Raw genomic sequence first — 22,281 nt, 5'->3', positions numbered from 1 at the left:
GCGTAATCCTGCGCGAATTAGGTATCCTTGGCAACGCGCGCTAGGGTCAACACGAAAATATGATTTGCGCCCGACGCAAGACAGACTCGCGCACAAGCCGCCAGCGTCGCGCCCGAGGTCATCACGTCATCCATCAACAGCACATCCCGCCCGTGCATCCGGTTTAAGCGTTTGGGATGCGGCGCAATAGCGTTTTCCAGCGTCTCGGCCCGCTGCGCGGCGGTTCTTCCATCCAGAACCGGGGTTTTGATGCATCGGATCAGCAGGTCAGGGCAGACCTCAAGCCTCGTGTGCCGCCCCAGATGCTGCGCCAGCAGGGCCGACTGGTTATAGCGCCGTTTCAACAATCGGGACCAATGCAGAGGTACCGGGGCCAGCAACATATCGTCGCGGAACAAATCTCGACCCGCCTGCGCCATCCACCGCGCCGCCGGACGTGCCAATTCCGGCCTGTCGCCATGTTTCAACGCAAGGATCAGCCCCCGTGCCTTACCATCATACAACAGCGCCGAGCGTCCGTCCTGCCATGGTCGGGGCGTTTTCATACAGTCGTCGCATTCAATACGGTGGCCATCTGCCTCACCAGGCAGAGGCATTCCGCAGCTTTCGCAGACCACCCCTCCGATAAAGGGCGTGTCGCGCCAACAGGGGCCGCAGAGGCCGAAATCGGACTCGGTCAGCTCTCCACACCCCATGCAGCGGGGTGGATAGATCATCTGAAGGGCGGTTTGAATCCGCGGCCAGATGCGATACTTGCGCCCTATGAAACTGCCTGCTTCCAACGCACCCTCTCTGTTCGACCGCAAGGCCCTGACCCTGCATCGCGCCCGCGCGCGGGACGAGGCGCTGTTCTTGCACCGCGCCGCCGTGGACGAGGTTCAGGATCGACTCAGCATGGTTAACAAAACCTTTACGGCTCCGGCTGTGGTGACGCCCTTCGCCCATGTCTGGCGAGATGTGATGCCAAAAGCGCAGATCGTGGCGGATGATGAGGTGCTGAACCTGACCCCTGGCGCGCATGATCTGGTGATCCACGCGTTGGCGCTGCACTGGGCCAACGACCCTGTCGGCCAACTCATTCAATGCCACCGGGCCCTGCAGCCTGACGGGCTGTTGCTGGTGGTCTGTCTGGGCGGAGAAACCCTGCACGAACTGCGCGCAGCATTGGGTCAGGCCGAGATCGAAATCTCTGGCGGGCTCAGCCCACGTATCGCACCGATGGGCGAACTGCGTGATCTGGGCGGCTTGCTGCAACGGGCCGGGCTGGCCTTGCCGGTGGCAGATACGGCGCGACTGACGGCGGAATACCGCGACCTGCGCCACCTGATGCAGGACCTGCGCGCCATGGGCGAGACCAACAGCCTAACCGACCGCATCAAACGCCCCACTCGGCGGCAGGTCTTTGACCGCGCCCAGCAGATATACGCCGATCACTTTGCAACGCCCGAAGGGCGGCTGAACACCACCTATGAACTGATTTGCCTGACCGGCTGGTCCCCTGATGACAGTCAGCAAAAGCCCCTGCGCCCTGGATCGGCCCAAACCCGCCTTGCTGAAGCGCTGGGCACAAAAGAGGGCAAACTGACCGATTGACGACTGGACAAATCCGTTTATCTCAGCCCAGTACAAAGAAATTCAGGAAGCCCCTCATGTTTGACGCCACTCGCCCCGCCCATGCCCCTGCCGACCACCCGAAGGTGAAAATGGGCCGCGTCGGCATTCTGCTGGCCAATCTGGGCACGCCGGACGACTATACCTATTGGCCCATGCGCCGTTACCTGAACGAGTTCTTGTCGGATCAGCGCGTCATCGACTATCCGAAATGGAAATGGCAGCCGATCCTGCAGGGGATCATTCTGACCAAACGGCCCTTCAGCTCGGGCGAGGCGTACAAGTCGATCTGGAACCACGACAAGGGCGAAAGCCCGCTGATGACGATCACAAAGGACCAAACCGCCAAGATGCGCGATGCGATGCAGGCGCGCTATGGCGATCAGGTGATGGTTGATTTCTGTATGCGCTACGGCAACCCCTCAACCAAATCCAAAGTGCGCGAGATGGTGGCCGCGGGTTGTGATCGCATCCTGTTCTTCCCGCTCTACCCGCAATATGCAGGCGCAACGACGGCTACTGCCAATGACCAATTCTTCCGCGCCCTGATGGAGGAGGCTTGGCAACCCTCCAGCCGCACGGTTCCGGCTTATTTCGACGAACCTGCCTATATCGACGCTTTGGCCGGGTCGGTGGAACAGGCCTACGCCGCGATGGAGACCAAGCCCGATATTCTGGTCTGCTCCTATCACGGAATGCCGGACCGCTATCTGCAGCAGGGCGATCCCTATCACTGCCAATGTGCAAAAACCTCTCGCCTTCTGAAAGAACGGCTGGGTTGGGCGGATGATCAGCTTGTCTCAACCTTCCAGTCGCGATTCGGCCCCGAGGAATGGCTGAAGCCTTACACGGTCGATCACGTGGCAGAACTGGCGCGTCAGGGGAAAAAGAATATCGCGGTGATCGCGCCTGCGTTTTCAGCCGATTGCATCGAGACGCTGGAAGAAATCAACGAAGAGATCAAGGAAAGCTTTGAAGAAGCCGGCGGCGAGAGCTTTACCTATATTCCCTGCCTCAACGACGACGATTCGCACATTGCTGCTTTGGGCAAAGTAATCGAGGACAATTTGAAAGGCTGGCTGGACTGACCAGCTCTGTCAGGACCGGCGAACAGACACAAAAAAGGCGATGGATTTCTCCACCGCCTTTTTCTTGGATAATTCGTATCGAATTAGCTTGCTGCAACAGCTGCTGCAACAACAACCAGCAGGATCAGCGGCAGGATGATGCCCTGCGACGAACCCTGAGTTTCTTCGACAACAACAGGTGCTTCAACAACCGGCTCTTCCAGGTTGCCAGCATAAGCGGTCGAAGCAGCAGCAGTCAGTGCAGCGGCGAGAACGAGTTTCTTCATATTAACCTCCAGAATAAGCACGGTTTCAGATAGCGAAACCGCACACCCAAGACTTACCTCGTGTTTTTTTCTAACCAGCTATCCAACTGGAATGCAAATGGAAGTTGCTTCGCAAGCGACTTCATGCGCGGTTTTGTCGTCAAATTAGCAACACTTGAGTGCCAACCTTCGCCATCGAAAACAGCTCGGCGATATCTTCGTTGAAAAGACCGATGCATCCGTTCGAAGACCGACGCCCTATTTTGCGCGTATCGTGGGTTCCGTGGATTCGGTAGTACTTCCAGCTTAGATACAAAGCGTGCGTTCCCAACGGGTTATCTGGACCCGGCGGGATATAGTCCGGCCATTCGGGGTTTCGCTTCTTCATCGAAGGTGTCGGCGCCCAGCTGGGCCCTTCGACCTTGCGAATGACGCTTGTGCGACCGCGACGCGTGAGTTCTTCGGTCAGCGGAACCGATGATGGGTAGAGTTTATACACGCTTTGGTCGTCTGACCAATAATGCAGTGCCCGTGAAACGGTATCGACCAGGATTGCGCCATTGCGCGTGTTGTCAAAATAGGGCTGCCAGTCCAAAGCACGGAATCCCGAAATGTTTCGCCGCACCTGCGGTTCGGGTTCGGGTGCCGGACGCAGAGGATCGCCCGGAATGTACTGAGCAATCGCCGGAGTAGACAGAAAGGCTGACGCACCGACCAGAAATCCGCGGCGCGAGGAAGGAATGAGTTTCTTGACCATTTGTGACGGTCCTTTGCTAAACCAGAAAAGGAATTTGACGCATTTTATTGCCTGAATACGTCAATCGCAAATCAAACCGGCAAAATCACGCGGGAATCAGCCATTGCAGGTTTGCCCAAGCCCGTTGGTCGCGCTATTGCGTAAGATGACACAAAAATCAGGTCGACCATGACGCGTATTATTTCACTTCTGTTCTTATGTTTTGCTGCTGTGGCGGCTTGCACCCCAAGCTCAACCACGACGATTGGTGCGGATGGCCGTCCGCTGCCCACCGTTTACAAGATTCGCGGCAATCCCGAAAAGCTGCAGTTCCGCATGCTTGATTCGGTTAACGCACTGCGGCAAGCTTCGGGTCTGCAGCCTGTGCAACTGAATTCACAGCTCAATGCTGCGGCTGCCACACATTCCAAGGATATGGCACGCCAGAACCGGCCATGGCATTTTGGGTCCGATGGATCATCCCCAATAGATCGGGCCGCGCGCGTTGGGTATTTCGGCACATTCCTGGGCGAAGCTATTTCGGAAACCTTCGAAACCGAAACCGAGACATTGGCTGCCTGGATGCAGGAACCCGGTCCAAGATCAGTGATACTGGATCCTAAAGCCACGCAGATGGGATTTGCTTGGCATCAAGAATCGGGTGGAAAAATCTGGTGGACGTTGGAAATGGGAACCGGCGGCTGACCACCGCCGTAGCCTCGAAATACAAAGCCCCCGATTATCGGGGGCTTTTTCGTTAGTACGCTTCAAGCGCAGGATCAGGCCGCTTGCATCGATTGCGCCTCGGTCAGGATCGCATAGAGCTTGACCGGGTCAGGGTTGGCACGCAGCTTGGCGCAAACCGCTGTGTCACGCAGGGTACGAGACACCAGCGCGAGCGCTTTCAGATGGTCTACACCCGCTTCTTCCGGTGCGAAAAGCGCGAAGGCGATATCGACTGGCTGACGATCAACCGAGCCAAAATCGATGGGCTTTTCCAGCATGACAAACGCGCCAGCGACCTGTTCGATTTCAGTCAGACGCGCATGGGGAAGCGCAACGCCATGGCCCACACCCGTGGGCCCAAGGCTTTCACGTTCGAGCAGACCATCAACGACAGTTTGCTCGTCCAGGCCCAAGGTTGCCGCAGCAACATCGCCAATTTCCTGAAACAGCCGCTTCTTGCTGGAAGCGGCTGACAATACACGTACTGCTTCGGGCTTCAGAATGCTCGAAAGCTCCATGATTTTGCTCCAATGGCAAGCCACTGCCAATGCAGGGGCACGCCTTTCTAATCTTGCCTGTTATGGATCGATCCAGCCGATGTTACCGTCTTCCCGACGATACACGACATTCAATCCATCCTTGTTCTCATTCCGGAACACCAGCACCGGGGCACCAGCCAATTCCATCTGCATAACGGCTTCACCAACACTCAGCGATGGGATCTTGGTTTCCATCTCAGCCACGATCATCGGCTGCAGAGTTTCTGGCTCATCTGCCGACTCAGATTCGTCAGAGGCGAGGATATAAGAGGAAGCTCCGAAGAGTTCAACCGGCTCGACCCGATCCTTGTGGTGATCCTTTAGGCGGCGTTTATAACGGCGCAATTGTGTTTCCATCTTGTCACAGCACCCCTCGAATGCCGCGTAAATCTCGGTAGCATGGGCTTTGGCCTGCGCCGTCAGGCCGGTGGAAAGATGTACGGTGGTCTCGCACACATATTCATGCGCAGAACGGGAAAAGACGACATTGGCGTCGGTCGGTCGCTGGGCGTATTTGCCCACAACCTCGCCAAGTTCGGTCTGCACATGGGTCTGAAGTGCTTCACCGATGTCGATCTGTTTTCCGCTGATTTGGTAACGCATGTGATCTCCTTCACAATTCACACCCATTCTGACGCTGCGTAACACAGCGCGCTTCTTTTTATCGGGTGGGGGGTATCGGCATGTTCCGCGGTAGCCGGAACTTGATCCCTTCCAAGAAGGGGCATCGTGATCCAGACTGGAACCGAAAAAATGCCATGACCCAATTGAGGCAAGAGACGGCGGAAGAGTCAATCAAAACAGGCGTGTATATACGAGATTTCCGCCATGCATTCGGCGCAATACCGCGCAAACCTATGAAATACGGAAGTTTTCGCCCAAATAGACGCGCCGCACGTTTTCGTTTTCAACGACTTCGTCCGGTGTTCCGGACATAAGTACCTGACCGTCATGCAAAATATAGGCGCGGTCCACGATCTCGAGCGTTTCACGCACGTTGTGATCCGTGATCAAAACCCCGATCCCGCGTTTTTTCAGATCAGCGACCAGATGACGGATGTCACCCACGCTGATCGGGTCGACCCCGGCAAAAGGTTCGTCGAGCAACAGGTACTTTGGATCGGCAGCCAGACAACGCGCAATCTCGACCCGGCGGCGCTCACCACCCGACAAGGCCAGCGCGGGCGCACGGCGCAGATGCTCGATCGAGAAATCGGACAGCAGCTCTTCCAGACGTTCTTTGCGGCGATGGGCGTGCCCCACCGTGATATCCAGAACAGCCGAGATATTGTCTTCAACGCTCATCCCGCGAAAAATCGACATCTCTTGCGGCAAATATCCGATCCCAAGCCGCGCCCGGCGATACATTGGAAGGGTCGTCACCACCTGCCCATCGATGGTTACGCGACCAGCTTCGGGAAAAACCAACCCTGCAACAGAATAGAAAGTGGTGGTCTTGCCGGACCCGTTCGGCCCCAGCAACGCGACCACTTCGGATCGGTCCAACGTCATTGACACATCTCGGATGACGGTCTTTTTCCGATAAGACTTCCGCAGCTTTTCGATCCTGAGCCCCGAACTGCCCTGAGCCAGTTTCAGGTTCGGTCCAGCCATCAGTTGGCACCCTGCTGCAGAATGGTTTTAACGTTGCCCGTCATGGTCGCCGTCCCTGTCGTCAGGTTGGCGTTCATCTGATCGCCGCTGATCGTACTTGGCCCCTGCGTCAGCAGAACGTTGCCGCGCATGACGATCACACCCGAATCGATGGCATATTCGGCCCAATCCCCTTCAGCTGCATCTGGCGGGCTGACCAGAACCACATCCTCGGTCGCTTCCATACGCTCGATGCCAGACCGATCCGCATTGTAGATGACAAGTACGCGCTCGGCCGTCAGGCGCATTTCACCCTGAATGACAATTACATTGCCAATGAACTCGGCCGAGCCATCTTCCTGATTCACGTTCAACGACTCAGACGTGACTTCGACTGGCAGGCTGGGGTCAGCTTTTTTTGCGCCAAACGCCACTTGTGTTTCCTGAGCGGACACTGAAAAAGCGCTGCTCAACAAGGCAATTCCGACAAGGGCAATTCGAAAATCGAACACAGGCTATCTTTCTGCTCTTTTCGGCTCGTATATCAGTTTCACGCCGTCTGTAAAAATAATATGGACCGGGCCGTCCTTTTTTTCGGTCCCAAAGGTCATGCGACCTGCTGAAAAATTTCCGATAACCCCGGTCCCATTGACCTGACCCGGAGTGTCGCCGCGTATCTCGTCCAGCGCGGTGTTCAGCAAATTCGTGGTCACTTCGATTCCGTCAGTGGTCGTGATCACCACATCCCCGATGAAGGTCGCAGTGTTCTTGTCAGGACGGATCATGCCCGAGTTCGAATCCAGAGTGATAATACCCCCGTTAGACAGCCCCAGTCGCCCACGGAACTCGGATGCTGTAGGGACCGAGTTCTCGGTACCTTGTGTGGCCTGGATTGCTTCAATCTGAACTTCTTCGCCCTTGCGCGTGGTTCCGCGATAATTGGGCCGAGTCACGATCTGATCCGCCAGACGTTCTTCTATGTCGCGTTGAGTGAAGGGAACTTTGACGTCGGTTTCGATACTGCGGGACAGAAGGAACACGGTGGAAAGCATCACGATGGCCACCAACGGCAGCAGCACCTTGAGGAATTGCACCATGCGTGAATGGTTGTCCACGGTCGTGCCCTCTTAACCCAATCCAACGCGCAGGCAGTCGTGGATATGCAATATCCCTTCTGCCTGTCCATCGGACTCTGGGTCAACTACGAAAAGGCATGTAATCTTGGGTGTTTGCATAGTCATCAACGCAACTGCACCTTCGGCCAGTTCATCTGGCCCAATAGTGCGCGGGTCGGTGGTCATAACCTGATCGACTGTGTACCCCAGAAGCCCATCCATATTTCGTCGCAAGTCACCATCTGTCACGATGCCCAATAGCCGCCCGTCGTGATCGGTTACGCCAACCACCCCGAAGCCTTTTTGACTCATGACCAATAGCGCTTCGCTCATCGACGTTCCTGAGGAAACAACCGGCGTGTCCGTGTGCATCAGGTCGCGCACCTTGCTCAACTGCGCCCCGAGTTTACCACCGGGGTGGAAGTCTCGAAAGTTTTCAGGCTTAAAATCGCGGTACTTCATCAGCGCAATCGCAAGCGCATCCCCCATTGCCAGCGTCAGCGTGGTCGAGATCGACGGCACCATCCCAAACCCACATGCCTCGCCCATCGACGGGATCAGCAAGTGCACATCCGCCTGTTTCATCAGCGTGCTTTCAGGCTTGCTGGACAAGCCGATCAGCGGAATCCCAAACCGGCGGGTAAACGCCAGCAAGTTTGCCAGTTCCGGCGCTTCGCCCGAATTCGAGATCGCAAGAACAACGTCCCCTTTGGACACCATTCCCAGATCGCCATGACTCGCCTCGGCCGGGTGAACAAAATAAGCGGGTGTTCCGGTGCTCGCCAATGTCGCTGCTATCTTATGGCCGATATGCCCGGATTTGCCGATGCCACTGATGATGATACGGCCTGTCGCCTGCAGGATTAGCTGCACGGCCTCGGCGAAATCTTCGTTCAGGCTATCGGCCAGCACGTCAAGCGCGCGGGCTTCGTCGGTGACGACCTGTCGGGCGGTTCTCAGGAAAGCTTCGGTATCGGTCATGAGTGCGCAAAAATATCCGTTTCGGGCCAACCGGCGAGGTCAAGTTTCGCACGCATCGGCAAGAAGTCAAAACAGGCCTGAGCCATTTCCGTTCGGCCTTCGCGGGCCAGCCGCTCGTCCAGCGCCTCGCGCAGGCGGTGCAGGTACAAAACGTCCGAGGCAGCATATTCCAACTGTGCGTCGGTCAGGGTTTCGGCGCCCCAATCGCTCATTTGTTGCTGTTTCGAGATGTCGACGCCGATCAGCTCCTGACACAGGTTCTTCAATCCGTGACGGTCGGTATAAGTGCGCACCAGACGGCTGGCGATCTTGGTGCAATAAACCGGCGCGGCCAGGGCACCAAAGGCATGGTACATCGCGGCGATGTCAAAACGGCCAAAGTGGAACAGTTTCAACACATTGGGATTTTCAAGCATCGCACACAGGTTCGGGGCTTTGGTCTGACCCTTTTCCACTTGCACGATGTGGCTGTTTCCATCGCCACCCGACATCTGGATCACGCACAGGCGATCCCGATGCGGGTTCAGACCCATGGTTTCGCAGTCGATGGCCACGACAGGGCCAAGGTCCAACCCGTCCGGCAGGTCGTTTTTATAGAGATGGTTGGCCAACGAGCTTGTCCTTTGCGCGATTTCGCCTCCGAGATAGGCGGTTTGATCCGTAAACTCAACGCCATCCGTGGAACGCGGCCTATATGCGCGGGTTTCTTGACCTCGCGTTCCAGTGCTGGAAAATGGCGGCCACCCCCGTGTCGTTGATATCGCGCTTAGGAAACCCCGAGGTATCGCAAATGCTGAGCGTGCTGCGCAACCGAACCTACCGCCACTTGCTGGCCGCACAGGTCGCGGCCTTGACCGGAACCGGGTTGGCAACAATTGCCTTGGGTTTGCTGGCCTATGACCTCGCACAAGACGCTGCAGCATTGGTGCTTGGAACTGTTTTGACAATCAAAATGGTAGCCTATGTCACCGTAGCACCACTGGCTGCGGCATTTGCCGAGCGCGTCGATCGGCGCAAAATGCTTGTTGTGCTGGATATCGTGCGCGCAGCCGTCGCGGTGTTCCTGCCCTTCGTAACCGAAGTCTGGCAGGTCTATGTGCTGATCTTCATCCTGCAATCGGCGTCTGCCGGTTTCACTCCAGCCTTTCAGGCCACCATCCCCGACGTGTTGACCGACGAACAGGATTATACCAAGGCCCTTTCGCTGTCCCGGCTGGCCTATGATATGGAAAGTGTCCTGAGCCCATCCTTGGCTGCAGCTTTGCTGACTATCGTCAGCTTCGACAACCTGTTCTGGGGCACCGCCTTGGGCTTTGTCGCTTCTGCTCTGCTGGTCGTTTCGGTCGCCTTGCCTTCGCCCATGCCGACACGGCCCCGCGGGATCTACGACCGCACAACCCGTGGCATTCGTATCTACCTGAACACTCCGCGTCTGCGGGCGCTGCTGGCCCTGACGTGGACCGCTGCCGCCCTCAGCGCGATGGTCATCGTGAACACAGTCGTCATCGTGCGCACCGATATGGGGTTACCGGAAAGCGCAGTCGCACTGGCTTTGGCCGGATTCGGAGGGGGATCAATGCTGGCAGCCATCACTCTGCCATCTTTGCTGAACAGGTTTCGGGACCGCTCGGTTATGCTGTTCGGGGCCACCACAGGCACAATTTTCATGGCCATGGCTGCTTATCTGTTTGCCAATTTCCCGATAACACTCCCTACACTCGCCTTGATCTGGGCCTGCGTTGGGTTTGGGTATTCGTCCACCCTGACACCGTCCGGGCGCTTACTGTCCCGATCCGCGAAACCAGAAGACCGCCCGGCCGTTTTTGCCGCGCAGTTTACACTGTCACATCTGTGCTGGCTGATGCTTTATCCATTGGCCGGTTGGCTGATGACAACGAAATGCACGGCAGTGACGCTGACTTGGATGACCATTGCTGCGTTTGCTGGTCTTGTCATTGTCAGTGTGCTGTGGCCTGAAAAATCACCCGAGGGGACCGCAGGTAAAGATGCGCCCAAGCCTTGAGGCTGTACCCCACTCTGCCTTACACCTTGGCGTTATGGATCAACTGGACCGTCGTATCATCGCCGCCCTGCAACACAACGCGCGGGAATCAACTACCAAGATCGCAGCCAAACTTGGGTTGGCACGCACAACCGTGCATGAGCGGATCAGGCGGATGGAGGAAAGCGGAGTCATCGCAGGGTATTCCGTTGTACTCAACAAGGACGAAGACACCCCGCGTGTTCAGGTCGTGGTGTTGCTGGAAGTCCAACAAAAAGAGACGACCCGCATCATCAAACGGCTTGAGGCTTACCCCGAGGTCAAGCGGTGTCTGTCAATCAATGGCGAGTTTGACCTGCTTCTGTCCGCCGAAGCCCCCAGAATCGAGGATCTGGACATTCTGGTTGACGAATTGGCTAAAATCCCCGGTGTTCTGCGCACCAATACCAGCGTTGTTTTTGGCCGCAGGATCGACCGGAAATGACTGGGCGCTAACCCTCTGTAAACCCTGCCGCAGCTAACCTGACCCGGACTGATCAGAATCCCGGACCGGCAGAATGCCCCATCGAACAATACAAGGACTTTTGGCGCTTGCGCTTTGCGTGGGCCAACAGGCGCTCGCCATGCCCAACCCCCCCACCGCAGACATATGCGATCGGGCCGCCCAGCGCGCGGCTACGTCCGAAGGCGTCCCGTTTGAGGTGTTGCACGCCATAACACGCGTTGAAACAGGCCGCGCCATTGACGGACGGCTTTCGCCTTGGCCATGGGCCATCAATGTCGAAGGAAAGGGCTTTTGGTTCAAATCCGAGTTTGAGGCAAAGTCTTATGTTTTCAATATCTTCAAGGCAGGAGAACGCAGCTTTGACATTGGATGTTTCCAGATCAACTACCGCTGGCATGGCAAGGCGTTCCGGTCCATCGACGCAATGTTTGACCCCGATGAAAACGCCACTTACGCCGCACGGTTCCTGAAAGATCTTTATGCTGAGCTCGGCTCGTGGACCGCGGCTGCGGGGGCATACCACTCGCGCACACCCCATTTGGCACAGACCTATTCTGATAGGTTCCAGCGTGTCTTGGCGCAGTTGGACTACAACGAAACACGCGCCATCGCGTCACGCGATCCGTTTACCGGATCGGCGTCTCCGCTGATCCCGCTGCGGGCCGATCAAGCGCCCGCTGGCGCGCTTGGGTCGCTGATGCCGGCGACCGGATCTGCCTCTGCCTTCATTTCCTTCAACTAGGAGCCTCGCGTGCCCAAGATCGACGCCCGTTCCCTGTTTTCCCCGACCGTTATGCTGGCAGTGGCTCTGATGACGGTCATCGTGATGATGATCCTGCCGATGCCAGCCTGGGTACTGGACGTTGGGTTGGCGGCCTCGTTCGCGTTGGCCATTTTGATTTTTACGCTGACCCTGTTTGTCGAGCGGCCGCTGGATTTCTCATCCTTCCCGACGATCCTGCTGGCCTCACTTATGTTGCGGTTATCGCTGAACGTGTCCTCGACCAAGCTGATCATCGGTCAGGGCCATACCGGTCCCAACGCCGCGGGCGACGTGATTGAGGGGTTTGCTAACTTCGTCATGGGCGGCAGCATCTTTTTGGGTCTCGTGGTATTCGGCGTGCTGCTGATCGTGAATTTCATGGTCATCACCAAGGGCGCCGCCCGCATGGCCGAAGTCGGCGCGCGCTTTGCGCTGGACGGGATGCCGGGCAAGCAACTGGCCATCGACAGCGACATGTCCGCCGGTGCCATCGACCATCAACAGGCCAAGGAAAGGCGCGAACGGGAACAGCAAGAGACTACCTTTTTCGGCTCACTTGATGGTGCATCGAAATTCGTCAAAGGAGACGCGGTTGCGGGTCTGCTGATCACGTTGTTAAACCTTGTGATGGGACTGATCATGGGGGTCATCGTCCATGGGATGCCGGTTTCTTCGGCGTTTGAAACCTATGCGATTCTCACCGTAGGCGATGGTCTGGTTACGCAGATTCCGGCCGTGATCATATCGATCGCATCCGCGCTGCTGCTGGCGCGTGGCGGAACGCAGGGCGCAACCGACAGCGCGTTGTTCTCGCAGCTTGGCCGCCACCCGGCGGCGCTTGGTACCGTTGCAGTTCTGATGGTTCTGTTTGCGCTGGTGCCGGGGTTACCGTTCCTGCCCTTCATCATCGGTGCCGGGGTCTTGGGGTACACCGCATATAGCGTCTACCAAAAGCAAAAAGCGGCTGACGATGCGGCGATGGCTGCGACACCGGATACAGACACACCCGTTTCACAGGCCATTGGGGACATTCTCGACCTGGACGATGTGCATCTGGAATTCGCGCCCGACCTTGTCAGCATGGTTCTGAACCCCGGTACCGGTCTTGATGCACGGATCGCCAATATGAGGACCTATGTCGCCTCAACCTTCGGGCTGATCCTTCCGGACATTCGCCTGACTGACCGGGCGGATCTGCCCATGGGGACCTATGTGGTGAAGGTTCAAGGCGTCGAACAGGCACGCGGGGTTCTGAACCCCGATCTGGTTTTGGCGCTGGTACAAGACGGACATGACCTGTTGCCCGACGGCAATGACGTGACCGAGCCGGTTTATGGTGCACCCGCCCGCTGGATCTTGCCCAAAGATCAAGAAGCCGCTGCAATGAGTGGTGCCACCATCGTCTCTCCACCCGAGATTCTGGCGACTCATTTGCTTGAGATCATCAAGCAGAATTTCTCGCGCCTGCTGACGCTGAAATCCCTGCGCCGCCTGCTGTCTGAAATGACCAAGCTAAGTGATCCTGTTCGGGCCGAGGCCAACCGCAAACTATTGGATGAGTTGATACCGGATAAAGTGCCCATCGACACGCTGCACGCGGTGTTGCGGTTGTTGCTGGACGAGCGGGTCTCGATTCGCAACATGGCCCTGATTTTGGAAAGCGTGGCCGAGGCGCGCCTGACCACCACCCAGCCCGAAGGTATCTGCGAACTGGTTCGGCAACGCTTGGGCTTTCAACTGGTCGCCGAAATGAAGCGCGAGGATGGATCGATTCCCCTGATTCAGCTGGCGCCAGAATGGGAGGACACATTCGTCACCTACCAGATCGACGCACCCAATGCCGGTCTGGACGTAGCTTTGCCGCCAAACCTGTTCAACAAACTGGCCGATGGTGTCGTGGACAGCGTCGCGCAATCCGCCGATCACGGGCTATTCCCAGCAGTTGTGACCTCGACCCGGCGACGTAGGCTATTGCGCACGATCATGCGCGCCCGTGGCATTTCCAACCCGGTCCTGTCTTTTGAAGAAATCGGTCTGGAAGCACGACCGGCCCTTGTTGGAACGGTTCCCGCGTGATCGCCCTCCCGCTCGAGCTATTGCCCCAGTTGGGGGACGGGCTTTGGCACCTGTTTGCCGTGTTTCTGAGGGTCTCGGCACTGGTCTCTTTGCTGCCAGCATTTGGAGAGCGAAGCATCCCAACCCGCGTAAAACTTGGCATCGCGGTTGCTTTTACATTGGTGGTTAGCCCAGCCGCGCCGCCCCCTGAAGGTGGAACAGGCTTGCTGCCTCTTGTCCGACTTATCGGAACGGAAATTCTGGTCGGGATGGTTCTGGGGTTGGGGCTGCGTCTGTTCGTGCTGGCCCTGCAAACGGCGGGATCTATTGCAGCGCAGGCCACCTCCCTTTCCCAAATTCTTGGAGGAGCCGCAGCCGATCCTGTTCCGGCCATGGGATACATGCTGACGCTTGCCGGGTTGACCCTTGCGGTATTGCTTGGTCTGCATGTCCGTGTAGCCGAGTTTCTGATCCACAGCTACATGCTGTTTCCAATGGGCACCGCGCCTGCGGCATCGGATCTCTCGCACTGGGGCGTTCGCAACATCGCCCAGAGTTTTGCGCTGGCCTTTAGCCTGGCAATGCCATTTGTGATTGCCTCACTGATCTATAACCTCGCGCTTGGCGTCATCAACCGCGCCATGCCCCAATTCATGGTCGCTTTCGTCGGTGCGCCTGCGATCACATTTGCGGGCCTGTTTCTTCTTTTTGCCGGAGCACCCTTGATCCTGTCTGTGTGGTCGGACGCCCTGTTCGCCTTCATTGCCAACCCGTTGGGGGCCACCAGATGAGCGCTGGTGACGACGAAAGCGACAAGTCCTTTGAACCAACCCCGCAAAAGCTGCAGAAGGCACGCGAAAAGGGCGAGGTTGCAAAATCCAATGACCTGTCTGTCGTTGCCGCATATTCCGGATTTCTTTTGGCAATGTTGGCCGCGGGCCAATACGGTGTGCAACAGCTTGGGACCGTCTTTGTCGTTCTGATTGATCAAGCAGACGACCTTTCAGGTCTGTTGGTCCAAGGCCCTTCTGTCAACCCTGTTGGCGGGATGCTCAAGACCACCCTCGCCGCAGTTTCCGTTCTGTTTGCGTTACCTGCTGCGGCCGTTCTACTCAGCCTGATCGCCCAGCGCGCGCTGATCTTCGCACCGACCAAACTCAAACCCAAACTGTCGCGCGTTTCGGTGCTGTCCAACGCCAAGAACAAGTTCGGGCGTGGAGGCCTGTTCGAATTCGCCAAGAGCTTTGTAAAACTGACAATTTATGGAACCTGCCTCGCCTTGTTTTTGCGTGCAAACCTGGACGATATCCTGTCGGCAAGCGCTGCACCGGTACAATCATCCTTATTGTTGATGATAAACCTGCTGCTTCGATTCCTTTTCATCGTCGTAGTGATCGCCCTTGTGATCGGAGCCGTGGACTATTTCTGGCAATATGCCGAGCACATCCGGAAGAACCGCATGTCGCGCAAGGAAATCCAGGACGAAACCAAAGATGCCGAAGGCGATCCCCATGTTAAACAACAACGGCGGCAGAGAGCTCAGGACATTGCCACAAACCAGATGATGGCTGACGTTCCGAGGGCAGATGTGGTGATCGTGAACCCAACCCACTTTGCGGTAGCGTTGAAATGGTCTCGCAAAACAGGGTCTGCCCCCGTTTGTGTGGCCAAAGGTGTGGATGAGGTTGCGGCCTCGATCCGGTCGGCTGCCGGGACGGCAGGTGTCCCCATCCATTCTGATCCGCCAACCGCAAGGGCATTGCACGCCACCGTCGAGATCGGTCAGGAAATCCCGGAGGAACTCTACCGCCCGGTCGCCGCTGCCATTCGCTTTGCCGAAACGATGCGCAAACGCGCGAAGGAACAGATCAGATGAAATCAACGAAATATGCGGATATCAGCGCGGCGACCGAGGCCGCTTTTCAGAAGGAATACCAAAACCTGAAACCTGTGCTCGAAGAGGAAGCACGGATCAAGCAACAGCTGTCACGGCTGGACGGTCAGGTCCAGAAATCGCGCGTCGACGCGAGACAAACCAAAGGATACCAAGTGACCGGTACTGACGTCTTGTGGAGTGGATGGGAGTCCCGGACGCGGCGTCAACTGAACATGGAACTTGCTCGCGTCACGGCGCAAAAGCTTGCCTCGATGGATGCCTTGCGGTTGGCATTCGGGCGGCAACAAGCCGTAGAAAGACTGTCCGAAATGCAAAAAGCCGAACGCCGTTTGGCGCTCGGCAAGAAACAGACCTATTAGCCCGGTTTCAGATGTTCTGTCGGTTGACGCTCGTAATCAGCACGTTTTGAACGCTTTTCCCAAGATCCTTCTGCGCCACCTCAAGCAAAGCCTTGCGCAATAAATCAAGATTATCAGAGGTGGTGAAGTTGCCATCAAATCCACCCATGTTGGCGTGATCGAACAAGACCTGCAGGAAACGATCCCTCAGCTTGGGCTCAATCGCATAAAAACTGTCGGATATCCCGCCATCCGCTTCAAGGCTCAGTGACATCGTAACCATGCCCGAGATCCGTTCGGCCTCGACAACCGGAATTACGAATTGTTTGGTAAGCTTCAGATACTCCATCCCGCCTGACTTGCCTTTCTTGTCAGCCGATTTGGATTTGGCGTCTTTCTTTTTTTCTTTTGCTTCGGTCTTGTCGGCTTTGTCCGCTTTTTTCGCGTCGCTTGGCTTTACCTCGTCCGACGGTGACAGAACGACGCCTGCGCCGATACCGCCACCGAGACCAACCAACAGAAAAATAACGGGAAGAAGTTTCTTAATCAAAGCGCGACCTCAGAACGGCAAAAGTGTATCAAGGACCTGCTGCCCGTAGCGGGGCTGCTGGACGTCGGTAATCTGGCCACGGCCACCATAAGACACGCGCGCCGAGGCGATTTTGTCATAGGTAATTTCATTCTGTCGCGAGATATCCTGCGGGCGCACATAGCCTGTGACCAGCAGCTCTCGCAGTTCGAAATTCACTCGCAATTCTTGTGAACCGGAAATGGCCAGCACACCGTTGGGAAGCGCATCGATAACAGTCGCGGCGACCCGCAATGTCAGCTTTTCCTTGCGTTTAACCGAGCCCTTCCCACGACTGGACGACGCCGAATCGATCGAAACCGCTTCATCCAGAGACGCCCCTTCAGGCAGTTGTTCCAGCGCCCTCTGCGGCAGGCCAAACAGACCCGGTATCTCAAGATTTTCAGACCCGGACCGAGACCGGTTCGTGTCGTTCGAAATTTCAGCTTTTTCGTCAAGTTCGATGACAACAGTTAAGATATCGCCTTTTTGATGGCGCGCTGATCCCCCAAAAGCGATTTCTGCCCCCCGGTCCAAAGCGATGATTGGTCAACAGGCCGCTGCGGTTGAGTATGCAGTGGCAAACCCGGCCAGAGCATCGCGACATGTTCCGGAGAATCCTCGTTCGGAGTAAAACTGGGCGGTTTGCCCAGATGATCCACGCGGCCACAGGCCGACAAAGCAAGCGCGCCCAAAAGAACTGTTTTGGCAAGTCCTGACATCATTTTACCTCGATTTGACCGTCGAGCCGGATGAGACCGGTCACGGTGGTTCGGGACGACAGATTCATCACTCGGATCCGGTCGCCAACAGCCCCACGCCCCAACGCGCGTCCTTCGGCAGTGATTGACAGAGGCTGGCGGTCAAAAACTAGAACCACCAGGTCATTGCGGTCCACGAGTGCGGGTGGGCCGAAGTCACCCGCGCGAATGGGGCGACCGGGATAAAGCGCCACTCTCGCTTCCTGTCCCACCAGAATATCCGGGGTCGCAACCGCTCCGGGAACGTCCTGTTCCTTGGTGACAAGGTCGGTGGGCGCGATGATCTCTTTCGCGCGAATTGTGCGGGTTGGTACGACGATATCGGCAAGCGCCGCAGAGGGCCCCGCCAGGGCAAGGATCAAAAGAAATGTCCGCATCAGCGCACCTGTGTCGTCGCGCCCATCATCTGATCAACAGCAGAGATGACTTTGGCGTTCATTTCATAGCCCCGTTGGGCCTCGATCAGTTCGGTGACCTCACGCACGGCGTCGACGGAACTGTCCTCGAGGTAACCTTGCCGCAACGTGCCCAATCCGTCCTCACCCGGAGTGCCGACTACGGGCGCGCCCGAAGCCTCGGTCTCTTTGAACAGATTGCTGCCGATCGCCTCCAGACCTTTGGCGTTCGAAAAGCTGGCCAATGTGAATTCACCCAACAGCTGACCTTCTGGCGCGTCGTCGAAATAGGCATAGACCTCGCCCGATGCGTTAATCGAGATCGATCTTGCATCGTCTGGAATGGTGATTTCGGGCGCAACAGCGAACCCGTCCGAGGTGACGATCAGCCCCTCAGCAGATCGCTTCAAACTGCCATCGCGGGTAAATGCCGATTGGCCATTGGGCAACGTGACTTCCAGATAGCCGCGCCCCTCCACAGCCACATCAAGATCGCTGCCGGTGGCGGACAAAGCACCCTGCGCCAATTGTACGGTGACGGCAGCAGGCCGCACGCCAAGGCCAAGTTGAATGCCCGTAGGCAGAACTGTGCCGTCATTAGCGTTCACAGATCCGGCGCGCGCCATTTGCTGATAATGCAGATCAGCAAACTCAGCCCGGCGGGCGTTGTAGCCTGTAGTGTTCATGTTCGCGAGGTTGTTCGAGATCGTCTCGACCCGCATTTGCTGCGCGGTCATGCCCGTCGCTGCGATTTTCAATGCTCGCATGTCAGATCCTCCGTTCTAATGTCAGCGCATTAGCGCTTTGAGCGCGCCCCGCACCCGTTCGTCTTCGGTTTCAAGAAAGCTCTGGCCCAGCTCATAGGCGCGCTGGATTTCGACCAGCCGTGTCACTTGTTCGATCGCGTTGACGTTGGACCCTTCGAGAAAGCGATCAACGATCACCGGCTCTTCGATTGGCACTACGTCGCCTTCGTTACGGAACTGCGTGCTGCCTTCGCGCACCAGGGACTTGGGATCTTCGACCCGGTAGACACCAAGCTGTCCCAGCAATTGCCCCTGGATACTGAGGGTGCCGTCACTGCCGACGTCGATCGAGGCCGCGTCGGGGGGTACAAAAACCGGCGCGCCGTTGCTATCCAGCACACGGTGGCCATCCATCGTGACCAAATCTCCCTCGGCGCTTGGCGAGAACGCCCCTGCCCGTGTCAATCGATTGCCGGCCGGAGTTTCGACCATGAAGAATCCATCGCCTTCGATGGCGAAATCAAAATCGCCCCCAGTCTCAGTCAGAACCCCTTGCTGCAATGACGTGTTGCGCACCTCGGCCCGCGCCATTGACAAGGACGGATTGCCGGGCATGTCGCGCACGAATTCGGAAAACACCAAGCCTTGCGCGCGGTATCCGGTGGTGTTGGCATTGGCGATATTGTTCGCCACCAGCCGCATTTCGTTCATCAGCCCCGACTGGCGGGACAAGGTGGTATAGGCGGTATCCATCAGCGACCTCCGGCGATCAGCGGGACAAGGGTTGTGGTGAAAAACGTCACCAGCGTCTGGGTCATGAACCCCATGGAAATCCAGAACACGATGACGATGGCGATCAGCTTGGGCACGAAGGTCAGCGTCATCTCCTGCACCGAGGTCAGCGCCTGGAACAGGCCCACGATCAGGCCCGAAACCAGCGCCACAGCCAGGATCGGGACCGAGGTGATCACCGCGACCCACAGCGCCTGACGCACGATGTCATAGAACAGACCTTCGCTGAGCATCGCGTCAGACCGGCATCCGCAGGATTTCCTGATAGGCCTCGACCACTTTGTTGCGCACGACCACGGCCGTCTCGACCGCCAGTTCGGTCTGCGCCAGCGCCTGCACCAGCGCGTGCGGATCAGCCTGGCCGGTCATCGCGGTCTGCGAGATGGCCTCGGACTGTTTCAGCGTCGCGGCGAAATCCTGAAACGTACTGCGCAATCCTTGCGCCATTCCGGCGTGATCGGGATCGGCCTGCGTTGCAGGGCGCGCGCCAGTATAGTTCTGGGCAGCATTGAGGGCTCGGATATCCATTCTGGTGTCCTTTATTTTCTGAGGAGTTCCATCAGGCTCGACGACATCTGACGTGTCTGGTCGAACATCTTGAGATTGGCTTCGTAACTGCGCTGTGCCTCGCGGGCGTCGGCGATCTCGATCATCAGATCGACATTCGAGCCGCGATAATGGCCGGTCTCATCCGCCATCGGATGACCGGGGTCGTAAACGCGCGACGCGTCGCGGCGGTCCAGCTTGACCCGCCCGGCCTGTACCACCTCGCGTCCGTCTTTCTGCACGTTTTCAAACGGCACGGTCTTGCGGCGATAGCCCGGCGTATCAGCGTTCGAAATATTCTCAGACACATGTCGCAGACGCGCCGATTGCGCGCGCAGGGCGCTGGTCGAGGCGGCAAGGGAATGGGAAAAATCACTCATCTGTTTGCCTCCTTATGACCGACCGAGGCTAGTGCGCAGGATGTTCATCGAGGATTTGTAGATGGTCAGCGCGCGGTCATGCTGGCGCTTGACCTCGACCGCCTTGAACATCTCTTCCTCGACGGAGACACCGTTGCCGTTGGGATCGCCCGAGGGCGCGACGTCATATTCGGCCCAGGGCTGCGACGCGTTGTTGCCGTTCAGATGCCCGGCGCGCGTGGCGGTCATCGCCCCCTCGCGCCCGATCATTTCAAATGCTTTTTGAAAAGCCTCAAGATCGCGGGGCCGGTAGCCCGGCGTATCCGCATTGGCCATGTTGCGCGCAATTACCGCCTGCCGTTGCCCGGCATGGGTTGCCATTGCGTGCGCTGTCTTAAAGACGTTCAGGTCATAGAACATCGGGGCTTCTCCCTCGATCAATTTCAATCAAGGCTTAACCCCGATTCCTTTAGAAACCGTTTTCAGAAACCCGTTGGAGAACCCACGATGTCCGATCTCGACCCAAGCTTGCTGAAATGCGGATTCGACCGTCTTTCCGCCGTTCGTCATATGGGGCGCGTGTCCAGCGTGGCGCGTGGAGTTGTTGAAATTCAAGGACTTGAAGGGCAGGCACGGATCGGCGACCACCTGACCCTTCGGCGACGCAGCGGTCCGGATCTGGGCGGGGAGGTGCTGCATGTCGAATCGGATTTGATTCATATGATGCCCGCGGCCGCGCCCGATGGTGTTTGTCTGGGCGACCGGGTGATTCTAGAGCAGACGCCTGAGTTTGCGCCGGGGATGCATTGGCTTGGACGGGTGGTCGATCCGTTCGGGAAACCACTGGATGGCAAACCTCTGCTCTCTGGTACGCTGGAGCGCGACATCATGCAGGCCCCGCCCCCCGCCGTGGCCCGAAAACCGCTGGGCGCGCGGATGGAGACGGGGTTGGCAATGCTCAACACCATGCTGCCGGTGGTGCAAGGGCAGCGCGTTGGGCTGTTTGCGGGCTCGGGCGTGGGTAAGTCGACGCTGCTGGCCACGCTGGCCAAGTCGATACAGGCGGATGCCGTTGTCGTCGCGTTGGTTGGGGAACGTGGGCGCGAGGTGAATGAATTCGTCGAACACGCGCTTGGGCACGAGGGGATGAAACGGTCGGTTGTGGTGGCCGCGACCTCGGACCAGTCCGCGCTGGCCCGCCGACGCTGCGCCTGGTCGGCGATGGCGGTGGCTGAATATCTGCGCGATCAAGGGCTGAACGTGCTGTTTCTGGCCGATTCGGTGACCCGTTTTGCCGAAGCTCACCGCGAAATCGCCGTCGCCATGGGCGAATCCCCGTCCCTGCGCGGTTTCCCTCCGTCGGTTACACCGCTGATCGCCGGTCTATGCGAACGCGCCGGACCGGGGACGGCGGAACAGGGCGACATCACCGCCGTGTTCAGTGTTCTGGTGGCCGGATCGGACATGGACGAACCCGTGGCCGACATTCTGCGCGGCGTGCTGGACGGCCATATTGTCCTGAGCCGCGAAATTGCCGAGCGCGGGCGATTCCCGGCCATTGACCTCAGCCGCTCAGTCTCGCGCAGCCTGCCGGGTGCCGCGTCCGAGGATGAAAACCGCATGATCGCCGAGGCCCGCAAGCTGGTCGGCAGCTATGAGCAATCCGAGGTGATGATCAAAGCGGGGCTTTATTCCGAGGGCGCGGATCCGCTGCTGGATCAGGCCGTGCGGGTGCATGAGGAACTGGATGCTTTCTTTGCTAAATCTGAATCAGATGGAATCAAGAACAGCTTCAACCACCTGCAGCTTATCCTGCGACGGGCCGGGTCCACGCTGGCGCGACAGTGAAATCCGAACAGTTTTAAGTGTTAAGCCCACCTTAAGACCTGCCCGGCTACCCCTGTAGTCGGGTGATAGAAA

General features: G+C 57.6%; 29 protein-coding genes and 1 pseudogene. 11 read left to right on the top strand and 19 right to left on the bottom strand.

Annotation, left to right across the window (positions count from 1 at the left end; all coding sequences use genetic code 11):
* Window positions 1-17: 17 nt before the first annotated feature.
* Entirely contained in the window at window positions 18-716 is a 699-nt protein-coding gene (locus AC2FNR_RS00390; protein WP_496847604.1) for a ComF family protein, read from the bottom strand.
* 46 nt (window positions 717-762) lie between these two features.
* Here AC2FNR_RS00390 and AC2FNR_RS00385 point away from each other — a divergent pair, with 46 nt between their 5' ends.
* Window positions 763-1,593 (top strand): methyltransferase domain-containing protein, encoded by an 831-nt coding sequence (locus AC2FNR_RS00385; RefSeq protein WP_496847602.1) that lies wholly within the window; start codon window positions 763-765, stop codon window positions 1,591-1,593.
* A gap of 56 nt (window positions 1,594-1,649) precedes the next feature.
* Window positions 1,650-2,699 carry a ferrochelatase gene (hemH, locus tag AC2FNR_RS00380; protein WP_170755379.1) on the top strand — a complete coding sequence of 350 codons (1,050 nt, stop codon included), beginning with the start codon at window positions 1,650-1,652 and terminating at the stop codon, window positions 2,697-2,699.
* 83 nt (window positions 2,700-2,782) lie between these two features.
* Here the strand turns inward: hemH and AC2FNR_RS00375 are convergent, their stop codons facing one another.
* Together AC2FNR_RS00375 and AC2FNR_RS00370 are read right to left on the bottom strand one after the other, a co-directional pair.
* Window positions 2,783-2,965 carry a hypothetical protein gene (locus AC2FNR_RS00375; RefSeq protein WP_010442520.1) on the bottom strand — a complete coding sequence of 61 codons (183 nt, stop codon included), beginning with the start codon at window positions 2,963-2,965 and terminating at the stop codon, window positions 2,783-2,785.
* A gap of 139 nt (window positions 2,966-3,104) precedes the next feature.
* Window positions 3,105-3,701: a L,D-transpeptidase gene (locus AC2FNR_RS00370; RefSeq protein ID WP_170353770.1), complete on the bottom strand. Its 597-nt coding sequence runs from the start codon at window positions 3,699-3,701 to the stop codon at window positions 3,105-3,107.
* Between the two features lie 168 nt (window positions 3,702-3,869).
* Between AC2FNR_RS00370 and dalA the strand changes: the two genes are divergently transcribed.
* Window positions 3,870-4,385, top strand: coding sequence for a divisome-associated lipoprotein DalA (gene dalA, locus AC2FNR_RS00365; protein WP_496847600.1), 516 nt, complete (start codon window positions 3,870-3,872; stop codon window positions 4,383-4,385).
* 74 nt (window positions 4,386-4,459) lie between these two features.
* Here dalA and AC2FNR_RS00360 read toward each other — a convergent pair whose 3' ends face one another.
* The 7 genes from AC2FNR_RS00360 to AC2FNR_RS00330 form a co-directional block, all read right to left on the bottom strand.
* Window positions 4,460-4,924 (bottom strand): PTS sugar transporter subunit IIA, encoded by a 465-nt coding sequence (locus tag AC2FNR_RS00360; RefSeq protein ID WP_170353772.1) that lies wholly within the window; start codon window positions 4,922-4,924, stop codon window positions 4,460-4,462.
* A 60-nt stretch (window positions 4,925-4,984) separates the two neighbouring features.
* Window positions 4,985-5,548 carry a ribosome hibernation-promoting factor, HPF/YfiA family gene (gene hpf / locus AC2FNR_RS00355; RefSeq protein ID WP_209195551.1) on the bottom strand — a complete coding sequence of 188 codons (564 nt, stop codon included), beginning with the start codon at window positions 5,546-5,548 and terminating at the stop codon, window positions 4,985-4,987.
* Between the two features lie 252 nt (window positions 5,549-5,800).
* On the bottom strand, window positions 5,801-6,559 hold the full coding sequence (gene lptB, locus AC2FNR_RS00350) for an LPS export ABC transporter ATP-binding protein (protein WP_170755376.1): 759 nt from the start codon (window positions 6,557-6,559) through the stop codon (window positions 5,801-5,803).
* On the bottom strand, window positions 6,559-6,972 hold the full coding sequence (locus AC2FNR_RS00345; protein ID WP_496847597.1) for an LptA/OstA family protein: 414 nt from the start codon (window positions 6,970-6,972) through the stop codon (window positions 6,559-6,561). Before AC2FNR_RS00345 ends, lptB begins: the two co-directional genes overlap by 1 nt.
* 81 nt (window positions 6,973-7,053) lie before the next feature.
* Window positions 7,054-7,653, bottom strand: coding sequence for an LPS export ABC transporter periplasmic protein LptC (gene lptC, locus AC2FNR_RS00340; RefSeq protein ID WP_496847595.1), 600 nt, complete (start codon window positions 7,651-7,653; stop codon window positions 7,054-7,056).
* 12 nt (window positions 7,654-7,665) lie between these two features.
* The gene (locus tag AC2FNR_RS00335) at window positions 7,666-8,634 is read right to left on the bottom strand and encodes a KpsF/GutQ family sugar-phosphate isomerase (RefSeq protein WP_170755373.1); all 969 of its coding nucleotides are present in this window, start codon (window positions 8,632-8,634) and stop codon (window positions 7,666-7,668) included.
* The gene (locus AC2FNR_RS00330) at window positions 8,631-9,245 is read right to left on the bottom strand and encodes a ribonuclease D (RefSeq protein WP_480868706.1); all 615 of its coding nucleotides are present in this window, start codon (window positions 9,243-9,245) and stop codon (window positions 8,631-8,633) included. The genes AC2FNR_RS00335 and AC2FNR_RS00330 overlap by 4 nt, the downstream gene beginning before the upstream one ends.
* A gap of 179 nt (window positions 9,246-9,424) precedes the next feature.
* On the opposite strand from AC2FNR_RS00330, the gene AC2FNR_RS00325 reads away from it, so the two are divergent.
* From AC2FNR_RS00325 to AC2FNR_RS00295, 7 genes are all read left to right on the top strand, one after another.
* Window positions 9,425-10,657, top strand: a complete 1,233-nt coding sequence (locus tag AC2FNR_RS00325; RefSeq protein ID WP_496847628.1) for an MFS transporter — start codon at window positions 9,425-9,427, stop codon at window positions 10,655-10,657.
* The gene (locus AC2FNR_RS00320) at window positions 10,641-11,120 is read left to right on the top strand and encodes an Lrp/AsnC family transcriptional regulator (protein ID WP_234899435.1); all 480 of its coding nucleotides are present in this window, start codon (window positions 10,641-10,643) and stop codon (window positions 11,118-11,120) included. Before AC2FNR_RS00325 ends, AC2FNR_RS00320 begins: the two co-directional genes overlap by 17 nt.
* 139 nt (window positions 11,121-11,259) lie before the next feature.
* Window positions 11,260-11,883 (top strand): lytic transglycosylase domain-containing protein, encoded by a 624-nt coding sequence (locus tag AC2FNR_RS00315; RefSeq protein ID WP_496847592.1) that lies wholly within the window; start codon window positions 11,260-11,262, stop codon window positions 11,881-11,883.
* A gap of 9 nt (window positions 11,884-11,892) precedes the next feature.
* Complete coding sequence (flhA, locus tag AC2FNR_RS00310) at window positions 11,893-13,980, top strand: flagellar biosynthesis protein FlhA (protein ID WP_496847590.1); 2,088 nt, start codon at window positions 11,893-11,895, stop codon at window positions 13,978-13,980.
* Window positions 13,977-14,750 carry a flagellar biosynthetic protein FliR gene (locus tag AC2FNR_RS00305; protein WP_496847588.1) on the top strand — a complete coding sequence of 258 codons (774 nt, stop codon included), beginning with the start codon at window positions 13,977-13,979 and terminating at the stop codon, window positions 14,748-14,750. The genes flhA and AC2FNR_RS00305 overlap by 4 nt, the downstream gene beginning before the upstream one ends.
* The gene (gene flhB / locus AC2FNR_RS00300) at window positions 14,747-15,835 is read left to right on the top strand and encodes a flagellar type III secretion system protein FlhB (protein WP_496847586.1); all 1,089 of its coding nucleotides are present in this window, start codon (window positions 14,747-14,749) and stop codon (window positions 15,833-15,835) included. Before AC2FNR_RS00305 ends, flhB begins: the two co-directional genes overlap by 4 nt.
* On the top strand, window positions 15,832-16,215 hold the full coding sequence (locus AC2FNR_RS00295; RefSeq protein ID WP_496847584.1) for a hypothetical protein: 384 nt from the start codon (window positions 15,832-15,834) through the stop codon (window positions 16,213-16,215). Before flhB ends, AC2FNR_RS00295 begins: the two co-directional genes overlap by 4 nt.
* A 7-nt stretch (window positions 16,216-16,222) precedes the next feature.
* Here AC2FNR_RS00295 and AC2FNR_RS00290 read toward each other — a convergent pair whose 3' ends face one another.
* The 9 genes and pseudogenes from AC2FNR_RS00290 to AC2FNR_RS00250 form a co-directional block, all read right to left on the bottom strand.
* Window positions 16,223-16,744, bottom strand: a complete 522-nt coding sequence (locus AC2FNR_RS00290) for a flagellar basal body-associated FliL family protein (protein ID WP_496847582.1) — start codon at window positions 16,742-16,744, stop codon at window positions 16,223-16,225.
* A 9-nt stretch (window positions 16,745-16,753) separates the two neighbouring features.
* Window positions 16,754-17,484: pseudogene (gene flgH / locus AC2FNR_RS00285) on the bottom strand (flagellar basal body L-ring protein FlgH).
* Window positions 17,484-17,900 carry a flagellar basal body P-ring formation chaperone FlgA gene (flgA, locus tag AC2FNR_RS00280; protein ID WP_170755364.1) on the bottom strand — a complete coding sequence of 139 codons (417 nt, stop codon included), beginning with the start codon at window positions 17,898-17,900 and terminating at the stop codon, window positions 17,484-17,486. The pseudogene flgH and the gene flgA overlap by 1 nt, the downstream one beginning before the upstream one ends.
* Window positions 17,900-18,685, bottom strand: coding sequence for a flagellar basal-body rod protein FlgG (gene flgG, locus AC2FNR_RS00275; protein ID WP_170755363.1), 786 nt, complete (start codon window positions 18,683-18,685; stop codon window positions 17,900-17,902). Before flgG ends, flgA begins: the two co-directional genes overlap by 1 nt.
* 21 nt (window positions 18,686-18,706) lie before the next feature.
* Window positions 18,707-19,417, bottom strand: a complete 711-nt coding sequence (locus AC2FNR_RS00270) for a flagellar hook-basal body complex protein (RefSeq protein WP_496847579.1) — start codon at window positions 19,415-19,417, stop codon at window positions 18,707-18,709.
* Entirely contained in the window at window positions 19,417-19,689 is a 273-nt protein-coding gene (locus AC2FNR_RS00265) for a flagellar biosynthetic protein FliQ (protein ID WP_170353788.1), read from the bottom strand. Before AC2FNR_RS00265 ends, AC2FNR_RS00270 begins: the two co-directional genes overlap by 1 nt.
* A 4-nt stretch (window positions 19,690-19,693) precedes the next feature.
* A complete protein-coding gene (gene fliE / locus AC2FNR_RS00260; protein ID WP_170771019.1) occupies window positions 19,694-19,984 on the bottom strand; it encodes a flagellar hook-basal body complex protein FliE in 291 nt (96 codons plus the stop codon).
* Between the two features lie 11 nt (window positions 19,985-19,995).
* Window positions 19,996-20,382: a flagellar basal body rod protein FlgC gene (gene flgC / locus AC2FNR_RS00255; RefSeq protein ID WP_480551650.1), complete on the bottom strand. Its 387-nt coding sequence runs from the start codon at window positions 20,380-20,382 to the stop codon at window positions 19,996-19,998.
* 12 nt (window positions 20,383-20,394) lie between these two features.
* Window positions 20,395-20,781: a FlgB family protein gene (locus AC2FNR_RS00250; protein ID WP_496847627.1), complete on the bottom strand. Its 387-nt coding sequence runs from the start codon at window positions 20,779-20,781 to the stop codon at window positions 20,395-20,397.
* Window positions 20,782-20,868: 87 nt separating this feature from the next.
* Between AC2FNR_RS00250 and AC2FNR_RS00245 the strand changes: the two genes are divergently transcribed.
* The gene (locus AC2FNR_RS00245) at window positions 20,869-22,209 is read left to right on the top strand and encodes a FliI/YscN family ATPase (protein ID WP_496847576.1); all 1,341 of its coding nucleotides are present in this window, start codon (window positions 20,869-20,871) and stop codon (window positions 22,207-22,209) included.
* Window positions 22,210-22,281: the final 72 nt, after the last annotated feature.

The sequence above is a fragment of the Ruegeria sp. SATB045 genome (assembly GCF_059613525.1).
The sequence above is the reverse complement of the archived record's forward strand: the minus strand, read 5'-3'. Positions and strand labels throughout refer to the sequence as shown.

What these genes read in the sequence shown, in the direction of transcription:
- AC2FNR_RS00390 (WP_496847604.1), bottom strand. Translation starts at nt 716, where the DNA reads ATGATCTATCCACCCCGCTGCATGGGGTGTGGAGAGCTGACCGAGTCC.
- AC2FNR_RS00385 (WP_496847602.1), top strand. Translation starts at nt 763, where the DNA reads ATGAAACTGCCTGCTTCCAACGCACCCTCTCTGTTCGACCGCAAGGCC.
- hemH (WP_170755379.1), top strand. Translation starts at nt 1,650, where the DNA reads ATGTTTGACGCCACTCGCCCCGCCCATGCCCCTGCCGACCACCCGAAG.
- AC2FNR_RS00375 (WP_010442520.1), bottom strand. Translation starts at nt 2,965, where the DNA reads ATGAAGAAACTCGTTCTCGCCGCTGCACTGACTGCTGCTGCTTCGACC.
- AC2FNR_RS00370 (WP_170353770.1), bottom strand. Translation starts at nt 3,701, where the DNA reads ATGGTCAAGAAACTCATTCCTTCCTCGCGCCGCGGATTTCTGGTCGGT.
- dalA (WP_496847600.1), top strand. Translation starts at nt 3,870, where the DNA reads ATGACGCGTATTATTTCACTTCTGTTCTTATGTTTTGCTGCTGTGGCG.
- AC2FNR_RS00360 (WP_170353772.1), bottom strand. Translation starts at nt 4,924, where the DNA reads ATGGAGCTTTCGAGCATTCTGAAGCCCGAAGCAGTACGTGTATTGTCA.
- hpf (WP_209195551.1), bottom strand. Translation starts at nt 5,548, where the DNA reads ATGCGTTACCAAATCAGCGGAAAACAGATCGACATCGGTGAAGCACTT.
- lptB (WP_170755376.1), bottom strand. Translation starts at nt 6,559, where the DNA reads ATGGCTGGACCGAACCTGAAACTGGCTCAGGGCAGTTCGGGGCTCAGG.
- AC2FNR_RS00335 (WP_170755373.1), bottom strand. Translation starts at nt 8,634, where the DNA reads ATGACCGATACCGAAGCTTTCCTGAGAACCGCCCGACAGGTCGTCACC.
- AC2FNR_RS00325 (WP_496847628.1), top strand. Translation starts at nt 9,425, where the DNA reads ATGCTGAGCGTGCTGCGCAACCGAACCTACCGCCACTTGCTGGCCGCA.
- AC2FNR_RS00320 (WP_234899435.1), top strand. Translation starts at nt 10,641, where the DNA reads ATGCGCCCAAGCCTTGAGGCTGTACCCCACTCTGCCTTACACCTTGGC.
- AC2FNR_RS00315 (WP_496847592.1), top strand. Translation starts at nt 11,260, where the DNA reads ATGCCCAACCCCCCCACCGCAGACATATGCGATCGGGCCGCCCAGCGC.
- flhB (WP_496847586.1), top strand. Translation starts at nt 14,747, where the DNA reads ATGAGCGCTGGTGACGACGAAAGCGACAAGTCCTTTGAACCAACCCCG.
- AC2FNR_RS00295 (WP_496847584.1), top strand. Translation starts at nt 15,832, where the DNA reads ATGAAATCAACGAAATATGCGGATATCAGCGCGGCGACCGAGGCCGCT.
- flgA (WP_170755364.1), bottom strand. Translation starts at nt 17,900, where the DNA reads ATGCGGACATTTCTTTTGATCCTTGCCCTGGCGGGGCCCTCTGCGGCG.
- flgG (WP_170755363.1), bottom strand. Translation starts at nt 18,685, where the DNA reads ATGCGAGCATTGAAAATCGCAGCGACGGGCATGACCGCGCAGCAAATG.
- AC2FNR_RS00270 (WP_496847579.1), bottom strand. Translation starts at nt 19,417, where the DNA reads ATGGATACCGCCTATACCACCTTGTCCCGCCAGTCGGGGCTGATGAAC.
- AC2FNR_RS00265 (WP_170353788.1), bottom strand. Translation starts at nt 19,689, where the DNA reads ATGCTCAGCGAAGGTCTGTTCTATGACATCGTGCGTCAGGCGCTGTGG.
- fliE (WP_170771019.1), bottom strand. Translation starts at nt 19,984, where the DNA reads ATGGATATCCGAGCCCTCAATGCTGCCCAGAACTATACTGGCGCGCGC.
- flgC (WP_480551650.1), bottom strand. Translation starts at nt 20,382, where the DNA reads ATGAGTGATTTTTCCCATTCCCTTGCCGCCTCGACCAGCGCCCTGCGC.
- AC2FNR_RS00250 (WP_496847627.1), bottom strand. Translation starts at nt 20,781, where the DNA reads ATGTTCTATGACCTGAACGTCTTTAAGACAGCGCACGCAATGGCAACC.
- AC2FNR_RS00245 (WP_496847576.1), top strand. Translation starts at nt 20,869, where the DNA reads ATGTCCGATCTCGACCCAAGCTTGCTGAAATGCGGATTCGACCGTCTT.